Below are 16,824 nucleotides of genomic sequence, written 5' to 3'. Positions count from 1 at the left end.
CTGGCGTCGTTCTCCGGCCGTGACGACGGGCTGATCGTCCGGCACGTGGTGCGTGTTTCTCCCGCCACGTCGGACTTGTGTGACCGGGGTCACCGACCGGGCGCGGCGGCTCGGGATAGCATTGCGGCACACTGAACACGATATGGACGCCAGCGTTGCGTGGCGTCTGCCGGGAGTGAACCGATGCGCCGTCTCGCCTTCAGCTTCATGATCGCTGCCCTTGCCGCCGGCCCTGCCGCGGCCGAACAGGATCTGCTGCTCGGAGCCGACATGGCCTCCCCCGCGATGACGAAGGCCGAGATGGGCCGCGCCGACATCGAGGCGATGATCAGGGCCTCGGACGGCAAGCCCCTCGACCTGCACGACAAGGCGTTGTCGGGCCTCGACCTGTCCGGGCTGGACCTCCGGGGCGCCAACCTGCGGACGGCGCGCCTGAACGGCACCAATCTCCGCGGGGCGGATCTCAGCGGGGCGAACCTCGAACAGGCGTGGTTCCTGAAAGCCGATCTCTTCGGCGCGAAACTCGCCGACGCGAGGATGTTCGGCATCACCGCCCGGGATGCCAACCTGAGCGGCGCCGATCTCAGCCGATCCACGCCGATCGGCGACTTCAAAGGCGCCAATATGAGCGGTGCGACGCTGGTTGACCTCAAAGGCGGTGCCGACATCAGGAACCAGTCCATGGGCCTGATGCGGGCGGTGTTCACTTCGGTGAACCTCTCGGGGGCGAATCTCAAAGGGGCCGACCTGGGCCGGTCGCGCCTGGAATATGCCGACCTCAAGGATGCCGACCTGACCGACGTGGTGCTGATGGGCTCGGACCTGTCCGGTGCGAACCTGACCGGTGCCACGGTCGCCGGCGCGGACTTCAAGAACGTCGATGTCAGCGGCGCCAAACTGATCGACCTCAAGGGCGAGGCCAGCGCCAAAGGCTGGGCCCAACGCGTGAATGCCGACCGCGCCGTCACCCGGGTTTCTCCGTGAAGCTCCGATCGGCGGCCGCTCCGGCCGGCTCCGTGGATCGCGACATCGGAGGCCGTTGGCCGTCCGGGCTCACGAGCCCGGCGTGCCGTTACAGCCCGGCCTCGGCCCCGCCCTTCAGCTTGACCGGGATGGTCAGGTAGCGGACGCCGTTCGCCTCCGCCGGGGGGAACTTGCCGGCGCGGATGTTCACTTGGATCGACGGCAGCAGCAGGCGCGGCGCCGCAAGCGTGGCGTCGCGGGCGGTTCGCATCGCGGTGAACTCCGCCTCGGTCACGCCCTCCTTCACGTGGACATTGCGTGCGCGCTGCTCGCCCACCGTGGTCTCCCAGGCGTACACGTCGCGCCCGGGTGCCTTGTAGTCGTGGCACAGATGCAAGACCGTCTCCGGTGGCAGCGCGAGGAGCTTGCGGATCGAGCGGTAGAGGGCGTGTACGTCGCCGCCGGGGAAATCCGCACGCGCGGTGCCGAAATCGGGCATGAACAGCGTGTCGCCGACGAAGATATGGCTGCCGATGCGATAGCAGATATCGGCCGGCGTGTGGCCGGGCGTGTAGAGAACATCGACGGCGAGATTGCCGATGTGGAAGGTTTCCCCGTCGGCAAAGAGGCAATCGAAATCGCTGCCATCGGTTTTCAGGTCCGTGGCATTGAAGACCGGACGGAAGATTTTCTGCACGTCCTTGATGTGCTCGCCGATGCCGATCCGCGCGCCGGTCTTCGCCTTCACAAAGGGAGAGCCGGACAGATGATCGGCATGGGCGTGGGTCTCCAGCGTCCAGACCACCGAGAAGCCCGCCTCCTCGGCCGCCTTCAGCATCGCCGTGACGGAGCGCGTGTCGACGCTGCCGCCATTGTGGTCGTAGTCGAGCACGGGATCGATGAAGGCGGCCTGTTTGGTCTCGGGATCGGCCACGATGTAGCTCACCGTATTGGTGGGCTCATCGAAGAAGGCGCGGATGACGGGTTCGGTCATGTGATCTCTCCTGTCGGCGTCGGGCGTTCCGGGATTGACGCGTGGCGGATCTGGCTGCGGCAGATGCGGATCTCAGCGGACGTGGCGGCCGGGCTGGCGCCCGCCAGCCCGGCCCCGCGCAAGTCCCGCGCCCGCAACGCTCACGGAGCTGCGGCCAAGGCACTGCCATTGCGGTAGAGCATGAAACCGGCGACGCCGAAGATCACGGTGGCAAAGACTGTATTCAGCGCGCCCTTGTAGCCGGCGAGTCGGTTGGCAAGGCGCATGCCGAGGACGCCGCCGGCAAGGCCACCGGCTATGAACTCGCCCGCGACCGCCCAATCGACCAGGCCCGACAGGGCGTAATTCAGCGCGGTCGCGAGGCCGAAGGCGCCGACCGCGAGCAGCGAGGTGCCGACCGCTGTGATGAGGGGCATGCCGGTCGCGAAGACGAGGCCCGGCACGATCAGAAACCCGCCTCCGATCCCGAAGAATCCCGATAGCATGCCGACCGCAAAGGCGACGGCCACCACTCTTCCGCTCGGTGTCGGGCCGCAGCCGACCGGCTCGGCCGAGCCCCCCTGTCGTGTCCGGCCCCGCAGCATGTGGATGCCGACGATCACCATCAGAAGCGCAAAGAGGAACAGCAGGCGCTGTCCGTCCACGACCTTGCCCAGGGATGACCCGACGAGGGCGCCCAGGATACCGACGAGGGCGAAGACAAGGGCGCAGCGCCAGCGCACGTTGCCGGCCCTGGTGTGCCCGATGAGCGTCAGGAACGCGTTGGCTGCGACCGCGAGCGCTCCTGTCCCGATGGCGAGGTGCGGTTGGGCAATGCCCACCACGTAAAGCAGCAGCGGCGTTGCCAGGATCGAGCCGCCGCCGCCGATCAGCCCGAGCGTAAATCCGACCCCTGCGCCGGAAAGAACAGCAGGAAGGGCGCTCATCGGCAGTGTCTCTCCGATCTTCCGCTAGACCGACATCTGGCGGGCGGCAGGGCAGGACACGCCCTGAGCCGTCGTTCATTTAACATAAGAATATATCGATAGGCCCGAGCCCTAGTCTCTCCGCGCATATGACGATCTGTTGCCGCTGCTGTCAATATGTGATCTTATCGATTCAGCCTATCGTATAAGTATAATATAGAATGATGGATGCGACGATGGAATCAAAGCGCCTGACGCCGGATCTGTCGGTCGCGGGGCAGATCTTTCCTGCCGATCTCGTGCATATCGCGCAGGCCGGCTTCCGGGCCGTAATCTGCAATCGCCCGGACGGAGAGGGCGTGGATCAGCCGAATTTCGCGGAGATCGAGGCCGCTGCTCACGCCGCGGGGCTCGAGGCCCACGATCTGCCCGTCGTGTCCGGCGAGGTCTCCGACGAGAACGCGGCGGCATTCGGCGTCGCGCGCGCGGCGTTGCCCAAGCCTCTCCTCGCCTATTGCCGCACGGGAATGCGTTCGGCGACGCTGTGGTCGTTCGACGAGGCGGCCCGCGGCCGTCCTCTGCCGGAGATCCTGTCAACGGCGAAGGCAGCCGGCTACGACTTGTCCGGCGTTGTCGGGCGCATCGCCGCGGGCGGCCGAATCCGGAAGGCATCGGCCGATCTGTTCCACAGCGTGGTCGTCATCGGCGGTGGGGCCGGCGGCATCGCCGTGGCGGCCAGTCTCAAGGCGCGCAAGCCCGATCTCGACATCGCGCTGATCGAGCCCGCCGATGTGCACTATTACCAGCCAGGCTGGACCATGGTCGGCGGCGGAATCTTTTCGCCCGCCGTCACAGCCAGGACCATGGCCTCGCTGATTCCCACAGGCGTATGCTGGATCAAGGACGCTGTGGCTGCCTTCGAGCCGGATCGGAACACCGTGATCCTGGAGGGGCACCAAACTGTGCGCTACGATCGACTCGTCGTCGCGCCCGGTCTGACGCTCGATTGGGCCGGTGTCGCGGGGTTGACCGAAACCCTCGGGCGGAACGGCGTCACCTCCAATTACCGCTACGATCTGGCGCCCTACACCTGGGAACTCGTACAGACCCTGCGCGCCGGCCGCGCCCTGTTCACGCAGCCGCCCATGCCGATCAAATGCGCCGGCGCCCCGCAGAAGGCGATGTATCTCTCGGCCGATCACTGGCTACGCCAGGGCCGGCTCAAAGATATCGACGTCGAATTCTACACGGTCAGTCCGGCGCTGTTCGGCGTCGAGGATTATGTCCCCGCATTGATGACTTATGTGAATCGTTACGATGCGCGCCTGAACTTTCGCCATACGCTGACGCGGATCGACGGCCCCGCCAAGCGCGCGTGGTTCTCCCGCCAGACCGAGATCGGCATCTGCGAGACGATCGAGACCGATTTCGACATGATCCACGTCGTGCCGCCGCAACAGGCGCCCGATTTCATTCGTGCGTCCCCGCTCGCCGACGCGGCCGGCTGGATCGCCGTTGATCCCGCGAGCCTGCGCCACGCGCGCTTTCCCGCGATCTACGCCTTGGGCGATGCGATCGGCGCTTCCAATGCCAAGACGGCCGCCGCCGCGCGCAAACAGGCCCCGGTCGTAGCCCACAATCTCCTCGTCGAGATGGGGCATCTGCGCGGGGCCGAGGTCGCCTACGACGGCTACGGGTCGTGCCCCCTGACGGTTGAGCGCGGTAAGATTCTGCTCGCGGAATTCGGATATGGCGGAACGCTGATGCCGAGCTTCCCGGCTTGGCTGATCGACGGCACGAAGCCGAGCCGCGTGGCGTGGCTGCTCAAGGAACGGATGCTGCCCCCGCTGTACTGGAAGGCTATGCTGAAGGGCCGAGAGTGGATGGCGAAACCGCAGCGAGCCGAACGGACCGCCTGATCGGGGAGGCCGGTGCCCGCCTACGGGCTGGCGCCTCCGCCCTCAGCGGCTCACCGTGATCGGTCCCGTCGAGCGCGGGGCGGTGAACCGAAAGAGCAGCATCCCCGCGAGCATGGCCGCAACGAACAGCGCGACCTCCGGCAGGCCGAGTGTTAGACCGGCCAGGGCCGGGCCGGGGCAGAAGCCGGCGAGTCCCCAGCCGATTCCGAACAGGACGGCGCCCCCGAGCAGGCGGGCATCGACGCTCCGGTTCGCCGGTATCTCGAACCGGTCCGCGAGGGCAGGCCGGGGCATCCGGGCCTTGACCGCGTAGCCGAGGGCCGAGACGCCGACGGCCCCGGCCAGGACGAAGGCGAGGCTGGGATCCCAGGCCCCCGCGACATCGAGGAAGCCCAGCACGCGTGCGGGGTCCATCATGCCCGAAAGGGCGAGCCCCGCTCCGAAGAGCAGGCCGCTCGCGAAGGCTGCGAGGAGGCGCGGGGTGTTCATCGGACCAGGCCGTGCCGAACGAGGAAGACGGTGATGATCGCGGCGGCCATGAACGTCGCGACCGCTGCGAGGGAACGCGGCGAGAGCCGCGCGAGGCCGCAGACCCCGTGGCCGCTGGTGCACCCCGACCCCAGACGCGTCCCGAACCCGACCAGAAGCCCGGCCCCGACGAGCATCGGCCAGGAGGCATCGATGCGGATTTGCGGCCAATGGCCCGCCGTCGCTCTGAACAGGGCAGGGCCGGCGAAGAGCCCCACGAGAAAGGCCACCCGCCAAGCCCAATCCCGAGAGGCCGGGCCGAGCAATCCGCCGACGATGCCGCTGATCCCCGCGATGCGGCCATTGGCGAGGAGCAGCAGGGCCGCCGAGGCGCCGATCAGGGCACCACCGGCGAGGGGGGCGAGAAAGGCATTCATGGCGCGTCTCCGATCTGGCCGAACATCGCGGCCTGCCCGAGGGCCCGTTCTCGCGCGTCGGGGCCGCGCGCCGCCAGGCGCCGCTGCGGCCGGTTGACGATCAAGATATCCTCGATTGCATCGAGGAGCGCACGCGTGCGGGCCTCCGTCAGGCTGTAGAATACGACCTTGTGCGCGCGCCGTGTGGTGACGGTCCCGGCGTTGCGCAATTCGCCGAGCTGCTGCGACAGGGTCGGCTGACGGATGCCGAGGCGCTGCTCGATCTCCGAAACCGAGCGCTCGCCGTCCGTCAGCAGGTAGAGGATGCGCAGCCGGTTGGGGTTTGCGACGAGCTTGAGCAACTCGGCGGCCGCGCTCGCCTTGGTCTCGTCCGTGCCGGGTGCCATCAGACGCTTTCCAACCTGTAATACCAGTCGGTCCCGCAGCCGCCGATCTCTTCGCTCGTCATCGGTGGATTCGCCAGCACCGGCTCGCCCGGTTGCCATCCCTCGGGCGTCGAGACGTCGGCCGCGTCGGAGGCCTGAAGCGCCCTCACAAGCCGCAGGATCTCGGCGACGCTGCGCCCTACCGTCAGCGGGTAGGTCACGAGGGCGCGCACGATCCCCTCCGGATCGATGACGAACGTGGTGCGTACCGTGGCGCTCGACGCCGCTCCCGCCGGCAGCATGCCATAGGCACGGGCGATGCCCATGGCCGGATCCTCGACGATCGGGAACGGCATCCGCACACCGAAACGCTGCTCGATGCTCTGTTGCCACGCCAGGTGCGACGACAGGCTGTCGACGGAGAGGGCGAGGAGGTCGCAATCCAGGGCCTGGAACGCCTCGTGGGCCCGGGCGAAAGCCACGAACTCGCTGGTGCAGACCGGCGTGAAGTCCGCGGGATGCGAGAAGAACACCAGCCAGCGGCCCCGATAGGACGACAGCGTGCGCGGGCCCATCGTGGTGCGGGCCCGGAAGTTCGGTGCGCCGTCCCCGATAATGGGCGGGCCGGCGGGGTGAGGCACAGCGGTGACGCCGCTGTCGATATCGATAGCCATGAAGCGACCTGAGGGGAGGCGCGGCTCTGATCGTTGATGAGTCGAACCGGTCAATCTCGATTTTATATGGATCAGTGCTTCAGACAACGCGAAATATGGATTGACGCACGGGCGATGCCGGGAGGGCCATGGCTCAGTGTCACGCGCCGCGTCTTGGGACGATTCGAGGCTTGCGCGAATTTGCGCCGCGAACCGGCCTTCAGCGAAGATCGATATCTCTCCGCCCCTGGGTGGCCACGCCGGCAGCGGGCGAACAAGCACGCCGACGCCCTGTGACTTGGACCGGCGGCCGGATCGTCCGTCTGTGGCGCCCCCTCCGGCCGCATGCGAGGGGGATCGTCAGAGTCCCGAGGCTTGGTCTAAGAGCATCATCCGGGAGGGCGTCCGATGGCAGGCGCCTCGAACTATGCGGGGGCCCATGTTGGCCGACGACGCCACGCTGCGCCGGCTGCTTGCAGGAATCGCTCGAGGTGAGGCGGACCGGCTCGCTGAACTCTACGATGTCTCAAGCCCGAAACTTTACGGGCTGATCCTGCGTATCCAACGCGACCGCGGCTTGGCCGAGGACGTACTCCAGGACGTCTACATGCGGATCTGGCAGGCAGCGGGCAGCTATCGGCCGGAAGCCGGGCCGCCGCTGCCCTGGCTTATTACCATCGCACGGAACCGCGCCATCGATAGCGTACGCCGGAAGGCGGAGGTGCAGGGGCCGGAATTGGACAGCGGCGAGGATTGGGTGGACCTGCTGATCGATCCGCACGACGAGGCGGGCGCGTTTCAAGACCGCAATGCCCTCGTGGCATGTCTCGGCCGACTCGAACCGTCGCACCGGGATTGCGTCGTGCTGGCCTATTGTGAGGGGCGCTCGCGTGAGGAACTGGCCGCACGGTTCGATCGTCCCGTGAACACGATCAAGACCTGGCTCCACCGGGCGCTCGCCGCCTTGAAGACCTGCCTGGAGACGGTGTCGTGAGCGGTACGAGGGCGCCAGACCCCGACGATCCCGATCTGCGTGCGGCCGAGTACGTCCTCGGAACGCTCGACGCGCAGGAGCGTGCGGCCATGGAGGGCGAGGCCGCGCGCGATCCGGTCGCACGGGCACGGATCCAGGCTTGGGAACGCCGCCTCGGCCCGCTCGCGATGGTGATCCCCGTCGAGACACCGCCGCTGCATGTCCGCGCTGCACTCTTGCGGAGGCTTCCGGCGGCGGGACGCGCGGAGTTGCATCAAATCGAAGCCCTGCGCTCCCAGCTTCGGCGGTGGCGGGTTGCCGCGGGCGGGGCCGGGCTGCTGGCGGCTGGCCTCGCTTTGGTCCTGACGCTCGGAACCTGGCAGAGGCCGTCGGATGGCCGCTATCTGGCCGTGGTGCAGGGCGGGGGTACGCTCCCGGCGCTGATCGTGCGCGTCGACACACGCACCGGCGTCGCAATGGTGAGGCCCGTCAGCGCCGAGGCACCCGCGGATCGAAGCCTGGAAGTGTGGTATGTCGGTGCCCAGGGGCCGCGGCCGCTCGGCCTTGTCGGCACGGCGGTGAGCCAGATGAGGCTGCCGGCGGGGGCCGCTCCGGATGGCGTGATCGCGGTCTCGGTGGAGCCGCCCGGCGGCTCGCCCACCGGCCAGCCGACCGGTCCGGTGGTCTACACCGGCAAACTCATCGCGGACTGACGCGATCTCGGCAGCCGCAGCGGTCAACGTTTGCGAGAAATCGGCGTCGGCAGCCGGATCAGGGCCGCCGACGCCGGACCGTCCGGGTGGATCAGGGCATCAGCACCGCATTGACGACGTGGATGACGCCGTTCGATTGCATGACGTTCGGAATGGTCACCGTAGCGGTGTTGCCCTTCACGTCGGTCACATAGACCTTCTTGCCCTGCACTTCGACGGCGAGAGGCTCGCCCGCCACCGTGGTGAGCGTGCCCTGTCCGCCGCCCTTCTTGGCGAGCGCCATCAGATCCTTGGCGGTGTAGACACCCGGGACCACGTGGTAGGTCAGGATCTTCGTCAGCGTCGCCTTGTTCTGCGGCTGGACGAGGTTCTCCACCGTGCCCGGCGGCAGCTTGGCGAAGGCGGCGTTCGTGGGGGCGAACACCGTGAACGGACCCGGACCGTTCAGCGTGTCGACCAGGCCGGCGGCCTTCACGGCGGCGACCAGCGTGGTGTGATCCTTTGAATTGACCGCGTTCTCGACGATGGTCTTCTGGGCGTACATCGGCGCGCCGCCGACCATCGGGTTCTTGGCGTAGGCTGCGCTGCTCGCTCCGAGACCGAGCGCGAGGGCCAGAGCAAGCGCCTTCATGCGGTGGCTGTTCGCTGTGGGCATCGTTTTTCCTTCCATCCGACCCCGACGCAGGGGTAGCACCCGCCCTTACGGGGGCGCCGGACGGAAAGTTTCGTAGCGGTCGCAGACCGGCGCCGGTCGGCTCGGCGGCGCTCCCCCTTAATGGGAGCATGGCCATCGTCGTGTCGGCGATGGGCCCCCGGAGCCGCCGGCCTTCACGCGGGTCTCGATGTCGCCACCGCGACCCAAACGGCGGGCACCTGCACCGCCACGGCTCATTCTTCGGACGGTCTCGCGGATCCTCCGGTGGCGCCTCCCGCGATGGCCGGGTGCGGATGAGGGGGGCGCACCCGCAGGAACGGCTACTGATCGAGCAGACCGGCGAGCTTCAGCGCCACGCCCTGCGAGCCCTGCACCTTCAGGCGGCCGGTCGAGAAGGCCATCATCGGGCTGAGCCGGCCCTCCACGAGCTTGAGCAGATTGTCGGAACTCAAGCGCATCACGGCATCGGCCTCGCCCTCTTCGGCGATCGACACGGCGACCGTGCCGCCGGTGGCGTCGAGCAGGATGCCGCCGCCATCGGTGAGGTCGAACCGCACCCGATATCCGAGCGCGCTCAAGGCCCCCGACCGTTCCTCGATCGAGTCGACCAGCAAGCCGAGATCCGCCATCCGTTCCACTCCATCAGTCGCATGAGGATTCCCCGGAGGTCCGGGGCGGTCAGAACATCGCCTCGTCGAGGGCCATCATCGCGCCCTTGCCGGACTTGATCGCCGCCAGCAGGCCGGCCACCTGGGGCAGGATGCGCTCGATGAAGAAGCGGGCGGTGGCGAGCTTGGCCTCATAGAAGTCCCGCTCCGGCGTTCCGTCGGCCAGCGCCGCCTGCGCCACCTTGGCGGCGCGCACCCACATGAAGCCGAGCGCCACCAGGCCGAACAGCCGCAGGTAATCGGTCGCGGCGGCACCGGCCTCGTCCGGATCCTTGAGGCCCCGTTGCGCGATGTGGGCGGTGGCGAGCTGGAGCGCACCGAACGCCTTGGACACGGGCAGGGCGAGGGGCGCCAGGGCATCGTCCTCCAGCGCCGCGTCGAGGAAGGCGAGGACCGGGTGGAAGAAGCCGCGCAGCAGCCGGCCGGCATGGGCCGGGAGCTTGCGGCCGACGAGGTCGAGGGCCTGCACGCCGTTGGTGCCCTCGTAGATCATCGAGATCCGGGCATCGCGGACATACTGCTCCATGCCGTGGTCTCGGATGAAGCCGTGGCCGCCGTAGACCTGCAGGCCGATGCTGGCCGCCTCGAAGCCGAGATCGGTGAACAGCGCCTTCACCACCGGCGTCATCAGGGCCGAGAAATCCTCCGCCCGCCGCCGTTCGGCCGGATCGGGATGGCGCTCCATCACGTCGAGGCTCCGGGCGACCCAGCCGCCGAGCGCCCGGGCGCCCTCGTTGTAGGCGCGGATCGTCATCAGCATGCGCCGCACGTCCGGATGTACGATGATCGGGTCTGCGGCCAGGTCCGGCCGCTTGGCACCGGAGAGTGCGCGCCCCTGCAGGCGCTCGCGGGCATAGGCGACGGCGCCCTGGTAGGCCGCCTCGCCGGCGCCCAGCCCCTGGATTCCCACCGACAGGCGCTCGCTGTTCATCATCGTGAACATCGCGCGCATGCCCTTGTGCGGCTCGCCGACGAGCCAGCCGAGGGCGTCGTCGAAGGAGAGCTGGCAGGTGGCCGAGGCCTTGATGCCCATCTTATGCTCGAGGGCGCTGCAGGTGACGCCGTTGCGCGCCCCCGGCGTCCCGTCCGGCGCGGGCAGGAATTTCGGCACCAGGAACAGGCTTATGCCCTTCACGCCCTTGGGGGCATCGGGCAGCCGCGCGAGGACGAGGTGCACGATGTTCTCGGTGAGGTCGTGATCGCCCGCCGAGATGAAGATCTTCGAGCCGGTGATCCGGTAGCAGCCGTCGTCCTGCGGCACCGCGCGGGTCCGCAGCAGGCCGAGATCCGTGCCGCAATGGGCCTCGGTCAGGCACATGGTGCCCGACCACGTGCCGTCGACGATCTTGGGCAGATAAGCCGCCTTCAGCGCCTCCGACGCATGACCGGCGATCGCCTTGTAGGCACCGTGGCTCAAGCCCGGATAGAGCCCGAAGGACAGGTTGGTCGAGCAGATCATCTCCTCGACGAGCTTGTTGATCGTCTCCGGCAGGCCCTGGCCCCCATAGGCGGGGTCGGAGCCCATCGCGGTCCAACCGCCCGCGCGGAACGCCGCGTAGGCCTCGGGAAAACCCTTCGGCGTCCGGACGACGCCGTTCTCCAGGCGGCAGCCCTCCGCGTCGCCGGAGGCGTTGAGCGGCAGGAGCCGCTCGGTGCAGAACTTCGCCGCCTCCTCGAGGATGGCGTCGGCGACGTCGGGCGTGATCTCCTCCAGGCCGGGCAGCGGCTCGGAACCCGGATCGGCGTGCAGTTCGTGGAGCACGAAGCGCATGTCGCGCAGCGGGGCCTTGTAGGTCTGCATGATCGTCAGTTCCTCACCGGCCGGCCGGTCTCGAGCACGCTCTCGAACCGGTCGAGGGTTGCCTCGGTGCGGACGAGGCGCATGAAGCTGTCGCGCTCGAGTTCCAAGATGGCATCCTCATCCAGGGTATCGAGGATGTCGGCCTCTCCTCCGGACAGGACGGAGGCGAGTTCGCCCGCCACCACGAGATCGTGCTTCGTGGCGATGCCGCGCCGCGCGAAGCCCTCGGCGGCCATGCGCAGGGCGAGGCCGCCCGCGGAACCCGGCAGGGTCAGAGGCACGGGCTTCGGCGGCGCATAGTCTGCGACCAGGGACAGCGCCCTGGCCTTGGCATCGGCGAGAAGCCGGTCGCGATTCATGGTGATGCCGTCGTCCGGGCGCAGGAACAGGAGGTCCCGCGCCTCCTCGGCCGACTTCGCCACGGTTGCGGTCGAGACCGTCTCGAACACCCTGGCGACGGCCGGCATCGGCCCCTTCGGCAGCGTACTGGAGGCCTGCCAGCGGCCCAGCATCTCCGTGCAGCCGCCCCAGGCCGGCACGAGGCCGACGCCGCACTCCACGAGGCCGATATAGCTCTCCGCATGGGCCTGGACGGCATCGCTGTGCAGCAGGATCTCGCAGCCGCCGCCGAGCGCCATGCCGGAGGGTGCGCTCACCACCGGAAACGGCGCGTATTTGAGCTGCCGATAGGTCTGCTGGCCGAGACGGACCAGCTTCTCGATCTCCCCCCACGCCGCGATATTGGCGGCGAACAGGGCCAGCCCGAGATTGGCGCCGACCGAGAAGTTCGTGCCCTCGTTGTAGACGACCAGCGCCTTGTAGCGGTCCTTCACGAGCTTGATCGTCTTGCCGAGCAGGATCATGACCTGCTCGTCCAGGGCGTTGCTCTGCGACGTGAACTCGAAGCACACCACGCCGTCGCCGATATCCCACAGGGCCGCCGTGCCGTTCGTCAGGAGCGGCTCTCGGCCGAGCTTGATGTCTGCGAGCCGCAGCACGCCGTCGGGTCGGATGATGTCGCGGTAGCCGCCCCCGGGCTGGAGCACCTGCCGGCGGCCGTTCTCGACCCGGTAGAAGCTGCGGCCGTCGAGACCCGCGAGGAGCGGCGGGACCGGCCGACCGTCGCGGGCGAGGCGATCGGCCAAGTAGGCGCCGCCGATCCGGTCGATCAGCTCGAACGGTCCCCATGTCCAATTGTAGCCGAGGCGCATCGCCTCATCGATCGCCGCGACGTCGTCGCTCGCCTCGCCGACGAGCCCGGCGGCGTACGACAGGGTCGCGCCGATGACGCGCCACGCGTAGGCGCCCGCCCGGCCGGGCAGGTCGAGTACCGCGCGGGGGCCTTTCGCGTCCTTCAGCTCCGGCAGGTCCGCCTTCCGGGTGGGCCGGTAGGCGCCGCTCGCGAGATCGATGGCCTCCTTGGTCTTCTGCCCGCCCGTGCGGTTCAGGCGGTAAAATCCGCCCTTGCCCTTACGCCCGGTGAAGCCCGCGGCGATCAGCCGGCTGACGAGCGGCATCTCGCGATAGGAGTCGTGGAAGGCGTCCTCCGGCGGCAACGCCGCGCGCAGGCTCGCGGTGGTGTGCGGGATCAGGTCGAGGCCGACGAGATCGACGAGGCCGAACACGCCGGTCTTCGGGATGCCGAAGGGGCGTCCCATGATGGCGTCGGCCTCCTCGACCGGGACGCCGAGGTCGTCGGCGGCCGCGATGGCGTTCTGGATCCACGTGATGCCCAGGCGGTTGGCGATGAAGCCCGGCCGATCCTTGCAGCGCACGACGCTCTTGCCGAGCCGGCGGTCGGCGAAGTCGGCGACCGTCTCGGCGAGGGCCGGATCGGTCTGCGGGCCGGTCACCAGTTCGAGCAGCCGCATGTAGCGCGGCGGGTTGAAGAAGTGGGTGATCAGGAAGTCGCGCCGGAAGGATTCGGGCATGCCGTCGACCAGCGCATCGAGCGGGATCGTCGAGGTGTTCGACGAGACCGCCGTGCCGGGCCGGCGCACGGCGTCGATCCGCCGATAGAGCGCCCGCTTCGCGTCGAGGCGCTCGATGACCACCTCGATGATCCAGTCGACTTCGGCGAGGCGGCCGAGATGGTCCTCGACGTTGCAGGCCTCGACGCGCTTGGCAGCCCGCGGGGTCATGAACGCCGCCGGCTCGGTCTTGAGCATCCGGGCGATGGCAGCCGCCGCAAGACCGTTCCGGTCGGTTGCGCCCTCCGGCACGATGTCCATGAGCAGGACCGGCACTCCGGCATTGGCCACATGGGCGGCGATGCCGGAGCCCATCACTCCGGCGCCGATGACGGCGACTTTGCGGATCCCGCTCATCAGACACGCTCCAGAAGGGTGGCGATGCCCTGGCCGCCGCCGATGCACTGGGTCGCCAGCGCGAAGCGGGCGCCCTCGCGGTCGAGCAGCGCCGCTGCCTTGCCGACGATGCGCGCCCCCGTCGCACCGAGCGGATGGCCGAGCGCGATCGCGCCGCCGTCGATATTGACCGTCTCCGAGCGCAGGCCGAGTTCCCGGATGCAGGCGAGCGCTTGGCTGGCGAAGGCCTCGTTCAGCTCGACGACGCCCACCGCGTCGACGGCGATGCCGGCGCGGGCCAGCGCCTTCCGGGACGCGGCCACCGGACCGATGCCCATGATCTCCGGCTCGCAGCCCGAGACGCCGATCGCGGCGATCCGGGCGAGCGGCCTCAGCCCGTGGCGGTGGGCATAGGCCTCGCTGCAGACGAGGACCGCCGAGGCACCGTCCGTCAGCGGCGACGAGGTGCCGGCCGTGACGCTGCCGTCCTGCTGGAAGGCGGGCTTGAGGGCGGCGAGCCCCTCGGCGCTGGCCTCCGGCCGGATGCAGCCGTCCGTCTCGACCGTGCCGGCCTTCGTGGCGATCGGGACGATCTCGGCGGCGAGCCGTCCGGCGGCCTGGGCCGCGGCGGCCTTGCGGTGGCTCGTCACCGCGAAGGCCTCCTGGTCGGCCCGGCTGATCTGCCAGCGGCGCGCCACGTTCTCGGCGGTGTCGCCCATGCCCATGTAGGCACCAGGGTGCGCTGCATGGAGCGCGGGGTTGGGCATCGGGTTGAAGCCCATCATCGGCACGCGGCTCATGCTCTCCACGCCCGCGCAGATGAAGGCCTCGCCGGCGCCGAGCTGGATCTGCCCGGCGGCGATGTGCACCGACTGCATCGAGGAGCCGCAGAAGCGGTTCACCGTGACGCCGCCGACGCTGAGATCGAGATCGGCCAGCATGCCGATCAGGCGGGCCACGTTGAACCCCTGCTCGCCCTCCGGGAAGGCACAGCCGACGATCAGGTCCTCGATGATGTTCGACGAGATGCCGGCCTCGGCGACGAGCCGGCGCACGACCTGCGCGGCGAGGTCGTCGGGGCGGACCCGGGCCAGGGCGCCCTTCTTGGCGAGGGTGAAGGGCGAGCGGGCGTAGCCCACGATAACCGCGTTGGTCATGCTGTCCTCTCGGAACGATCACGAAGGATCTGCGACACGGGCGGCCCGCCGACCCGGACGTGCCCTGACCCGGCGCGCACAAGTCCGGCGTGGGAGCACGCACGAGAACGGGGAAGGCGATTGTGAGACGCGCGGGCCGATTCCGGCCGCGCGGCCTCGGCCCGCGGAACCGGTCGCCCTGACGACGCGGTATGCCCTAGCGGGCGCGGCGTGATTTCGCCGGCGCCTCGGATGAGGCCAGAGCCGCGAGGGCGTCCTGGGCCTGCTGCTCGATGGCGCGCAGCTCGGCCAGCGTCTCGACGAGGGCTTGCTCCTGATCGACGAGGCTGCCGATCCGGGTCTGGATCCGCTTCAGCAGGGCGCGCAGCTGTTCCTGCTGGGTCGGATCGGCGTCGTAGAGGTCGAGATATTCCTTGATCTCGCGCAGTGAGAACCCGAGCCGCTTGCCGCGCAGGATCAGGATCAGTCGCGCCCGGTCGCGATGCGTATAGACCCGCGTGTTCCCGGCCCGCTGAGGCGTCAGGAGACCCTTGTCCTCGTAGAAGCGGACCGTTCTCGCCGTCACCCCCAGGTCCTTGGCGAGCTGGGTCACGGTGTACAGCGTATCGGACACAGGTGACCTTCTCTTCGGAGAATTCACCGTATTCCCGGTGCGCGCGAGCGGTCAACGTCGTGCCGATACTCGGATGTTGATGGGCCCCGCATCGGCCCGCCGGCGCTCGTCCGCCACGCGCTCCGTCTCCGACAGCCTGCCGACCCCGGTCTTGGGCAGGGTCGTGCGGATCTCGATCGCCCATCGCCGGAAGCGTCTCCGGAGCGTCGTCGCAAAGCGTCCGTCGATGGCGCGGACCCTGAGCGTCGGCTTCGCCGGCCCATTTCCTTATGCCCTGCTGGGTTCCCACCTTCCCCTCCCTTCACCGGCCTCGCTCTCTCGCGGAGCGTGCGTGATTGGCCGGGCCAGGATTGACGTATAGGTTAGCTTCTATCCCAAAGCGTCAGCCGGTCGCAAGCGGGTTAGACGATGTCGCGAGGGCCGCTGTGACACTCGGCGAAGCTTTGTATTCGCGCCGCCGCACCCGAAGCCCTGTGCCGTACAAGGCGGCCCATCGGCGTCCTCGACGCGGTCCGCCGCTCGCCATCCAGCGCCTCCGCGTCGCGGCGTGAAACCGATTTGTCACACCAGCGCCTTCCCTGCGCCGGCCGGACGCCGGAGTTCATCAGCGCACCGCTTCGCGCTTGCATTTTCTTGCCGCTTTCGGCAGCGTCCTGACCTATTGGGAAGGGGTAATGCCTGCGCGTACCGGCAGTATCGTGATAGTGGCGGCCGCGCAAAGTGTCGGTGTCGCCGATGGTTCTGGCGGCACAAAACTCAGAAAACATGACATCCGCCCGAAACCGGAAGTGGATGCGCGGTAAACCTTGGGGAGGATCGTGATGAGATTTCGGTTTCTGGTGGCCGCCGGAACGGCGTCACTCTGTGCGTCTGTCGCCACGATTGCCGAGGTTCAGGCTGGGGCGTTCGGTCTGCGGGAGCAGAGCACGCAGGCGCAGGGGCTGGCGTTTGCGGGTGCGGCCTCGGGATCGGGCGGCGTGTCGTCGATGTTCTGGAACCCCGCGACCATCACGATGAACCCGGGCTTCGTCGCGGAGCAGAACTTCACCTATATCGGCCTGTCCTCGGAGATCCGCCCGGCGCCGGGCACCAATTCGGGCTTCGCGCGGCTGGGCGGCTCGGGCGAGCTCGGTCAGGGCGCCCTCGTGCCGGCGGGCGCGACCTCGTACCAGCTGAACGACCGCCTGTGGCTCGGCCTCTCGACCGGCGCGCCCTTCGGGCTCGTGACCAAGCC

Annotated in this window: 16 protein-coding genes and 1 pseudogene; 5 read left to right on the top strand and 12 right to left on the bottom strand. The window is 68.6% G+C overall.

Features of this window, described 5'->3' with window-relative positions; genetic code table 11:
- Positions 1–183 precede the first annotated feature (183 nt).
- Complete coding sequence (locus BM396_RS25795) at positions 184–984, top strand: pentapeptide repeat-containing protein (protein ID WP_043385817.1); 801 nt, start codon at positions 184–186, stop codon at positions 982–984.
- An 88-nt stretch (positions 985–1,072) separates the two neighbouring features.
- On the opposite strand, the gene BM396_RS25790 is transcribed toward BM396_RS25795, so the two are convergent.
- Positions 1,073–1,957 carry an MBL fold metallo-hydrolase gene (locus BM396_RS25790; protein ID WP_043385820.1) on the bottom strand — a complete coding sequence of 295 codons (885 nt, stop codon included), beginning with the start codon at positions 1,955–1,957 and terminating at the stop codon, positions 1,073–1,075.
- Positions 1,958–2,097: 140 nt separating this feature from the next.
- Positions 2,098–2,883 carry a sulfite exporter TauE/SafE family protein gene (locus BM396_RS25785; RefSeq protein WP_043385822.1) on the bottom strand — a complete coding sequence of 262 codons (786 nt, stop codon included), beginning with the start codon at positions 2,881–2,883 and terminating at the stop codon, positions 2,098–2,100.
- Between the two features lie 215 nt (positions 2,884–3,098).
- On the opposite strand from BM396_RS25785, the gene BM396_RS25780 reads away from it, so the two are divergent.
- Entirely contained in the window at positions 3,099–4,781 is a 1,683-nt protein-coding gene (locus BM396_RS25780) for a bifunctional protein tyrosine phosphatase family protein/NAD(P)/FAD-dependent oxidoreductase (RefSeq protein WP_043385883.1), read from the top strand.
- A 42-nt stretch (positions 4,782–4,823) separates the two neighbouring features.
- Here the strand turns inward: BM396_RS25780 and BM396_RS25775 are convergent, their stop codons facing one another.
- The 4 genes and pseudogenes from BM396_RS25775 to BM396_RS25760 all read right to left on the bottom strand — a co-directional run bounded on the left by BM396_RS25775 (position 4,824) and on the right by BM396_RS25760 (position 6,725).
- Positions 4,824–5,270: a YeeE/YedE family protein gene (locus BM396_RS25775; RefSeq protein ID WP_043385825.1), complete on the bottom strand. Its 447-nt coding sequence runs from the start codon at positions 5,268–5,270 to the stop codon at positions 4,824–4,826.
- Positions 5,267–5,686, bottom strand: coding sequence for a YeeE/YedE family protein (locus BM396_RS25770; RefSeq protein ID WP_043385829.1), 420 nt, complete (start codon positions 5,684–5,686; stop codon positions 5,267–5,269). Before BM396_RS25770 ends, BM396_RS25775 begins: the two co-directional genes overlap by 4 nt.
- A gap of 113 nt (positions 5,687–5,799) precedes the next feature.
- A pseudogene (locus BM396_RS25765) lies at positions 5,800–6,072 on the bottom strand (metalloregulator ArsR/SmtB family transcription factor); the annotation flags it as partial.
- Positions 6,072–6,725, bottom strand: a complete 654-nt coding sequence (locus tag BM396_RS25760) for a peroxiredoxin (protein WP_043385835.1) — start codon at positions 6,723–6,725, stop codon at positions 6,072–6,074. The pseudogene BM396_RS25765 and the gene BM396_RS25760, both read right to left, overlap by 1 nt.
- 421 nt (positions 6,726–7,146) lie before the next feature.
- Between BM396_RS25760 and BM396_RS25755 the strand changes: the two genes are divergently transcribed.
- Positions 7,147–7,698, top strand: coding sequence for a sigma-70 family RNA polymerase sigma factor (locus tag BM396_RS25755; protein WP_081948727.1), 552 nt, complete (start codon positions 7,147–7,149; stop codon positions 7,696–7,698).
- Positions 7,695–8,390 carry an anti-sigma factor gene (locus BM396_RS25750; RefSeq protein ID WP_043385838.1) on the top strand — a complete coding sequence of 232 codons (696 nt, stop codon included), beginning with the start codon at positions 7,695–7,697 and terminating at the stop codon, positions 8,388–8,390. Before BM396_RS25755 ends, BM396_RS25750 begins: the two co-directional genes overlap by 4 nt.
- Positions 8,391–8,481: 91 nt before the next feature.
- Here BM396_RS25750 and BM396_RS25745 read toward each other — a convergent pair whose 3' ends face one another.
- The 6 genes from BM396_RS25745 to BM396_RS25720 all read right to left on the bottom strand — a co-directional run bounded on the left by BM396_RS25745 (position 8,482) and on the right by BM396_RS25720 (position 15,590).
- On the bottom strand, positions 8,482–9,021 hold the full coding sequence (locus tag BM396_RS25745; RefSeq protein WP_085987645.1) for a fasciclin domain-containing protein: 540 nt from the start codon (positions 9,019–9,021) through the stop codon (positions 8,482–8,484).
- A 344-nt stretch (positions 9,022–9,365) separates the two neighbouring features.
- A complete protein-coding gene (locus BM396_RS25740; protein WP_051044774.1) occupies positions 9,366–9,674 on the bottom strand; it encodes an SCP2 sterol-binding domain-containing protein in 309 nt (102 codons plus the stop codon).
- Between the two features lie 49 nt (positions 9,675–9,723).
- Positions 9,724–11,514 (bottom strand): acyl-CoA dehydrogenase C-terminal domain-containing protein, encoded by a 1,791-nt coding sequence (locus BM396_RS25735; protein ID WP_043385841.1) that lies wholly within the window; start codon positions 11,512–11,514, stop codon positions 9,724–9,726.
- Between the two features lie 5 nt (positions 11,515–11,519).
- Positions 11,520–13,841: a 3-hydroxyacyl-CoA dehydrogenase/enoyl-CoA hydratase family protein gene (locus BM396_RS25730; protein ID WP_043385844.1), complete on the bottom strand. Its 2,322-nt coding sequence runs from the start codon at positions 13,839–13,841 to the stop codon at positions 11,520–11,522.
- On the bottom strand, positions 13,841–14,977 hold the full coding sequence (locus BM396_RS25725; protein ID WP_043385847.1) for a thiolase family protein: 1,137 nt from the start codon (positions 14,975–14,977) through the stop codon (positions 13,841–13,843). The genes BM396_RS25730 and BM396_RS25725 overlap by 1 nt, the downstream gene beginning before the upstream one ends.
- Positions 14,978–15,173: 196 nt before the next feature.
- The gene (locus BM396_RS25720) at positions 15,174–15,590 is read right to left on the bottom strand and encodes a MerR family transcriptional regulator (protein WP_078947327.1); all 417 of its coding nucleotides are present in this window, start codon (positions 15,588–15,590) and stop codon (positions 15,174–15,176) included.
- Between the two features lie 821 nt (positions 15,591–16,411).
- Here BM396_RS25720 and BM396_RS25715 point away from each other — a divergent pair.
- The coding region (locus BM396_RS25715; RefSeq protein ID WP_244538956.1) for an OmpP1/FadL family transporter at positions 16,412–16,824 on the top strand (413 nt) is incomplete at its 3' end.

The sequence above is a fragment of the Methylobacterium sp. UNCCL125 genome, assembly GCF_900116795.1.
GTDB classification, from domain to species: Bacteria; Pseudomonadota; Alphaproteobacteria; order Rhizobiales; family Beijerinckiaceae; genus Methylobacterium; species Methylobacterium fujisawaense.
Note: the sequence above shows the minus strand (reverse complement) of the source record. Positions and strands in the feature narration are given on the sequence as shown.

Bases quoted from the DNA above. Each gene is read 5' to 3' on its own strand.
- BM396_RS25730 (WP_043385844.1), bottom strand. From the start codon at position 13,841: ATGAGCGGGATCCGCAAAGTCGCCGTCATCGGCGCCGGAGTGATGGGC.
- BM396_RS25745 (WP_085987645.1), bottom strand. From the start codon at position 9,021: ATGAAGGCGCTTGCTCTGGCCCTCGCGCTCGGTCTCGGAGCGAGCAGC.
- BM396_RS25770 (WP_043385829.1), bottom strand. From the start codon at position 5,686: ATGAATGCCTTTCTCGCCCCCCTCGCCGGTGGTGCCCTGATCGGCGCC.
- BM396_RS25740 (WP_051044774.1), bottom strand. From the start codon at position 9,674: ATGGCGGATCTCGGCTTGCTGGTCGACTCGATCGAGGAACGGTCGGGG.
- BM396_RS25780 (WP_043385883.1), top strand. From the start codon at position 3,099: ATGGAATCAAAGCGCCTGACGCCGGATCTGTCGGTCGCGGGGCAGATC.
- BM396_RS25725 (WP_043385847.1), bottom strand. From the start codon at position 14,977: ATGACCAACGCGGTTATCGTGGGCTACGCCCGCTCGCCCTTCACCCTC.
- BM396_RS25795 (WP_043385817.1), top strand. From the start codon at position 184: ATGCGCCGTCTCGCCTTCAGCTTCATGATCGCTGCCCTTGCCGCCGGC.
- BM396_RS25785 (WP_043385822.1), bottom strand. From the start codon at position 2,883: ATGAGCGCCCTTCCTGCTGTTCTTTCCGGCGCAGGGGTCGGATTTACG.
- BM396_RS25790 (WP_043385820.1), bottom strand. From the start codon at position 1,957: ATGACCGAACCCGTCATCCGCGCCTTCTTCGATGAGCCCACCAATACG.
- BM396_RS25775 (WP_043385825.1), bottom strand. From the start codon at position 5,270: ATGAACACCCCGCGCCTCCTCGCAGCCTTCGCGAGCGGCCTGCTCTTC.
- BM396_RS25760 (WP_043385835.1), bottom strand. From the start codon at position 6,725: ATGGCTATCGATATCGACAGCGGCGTCACCGCTGTGCCTCACCCCGCC.
- BM396_RS25735 (WP_043385841.1), bottom strand. From the start codon at position 11,514: ATGCAGACCTACAAGGCCCCGCTGCGCGACATGCGCTTCGTGCTCCAC.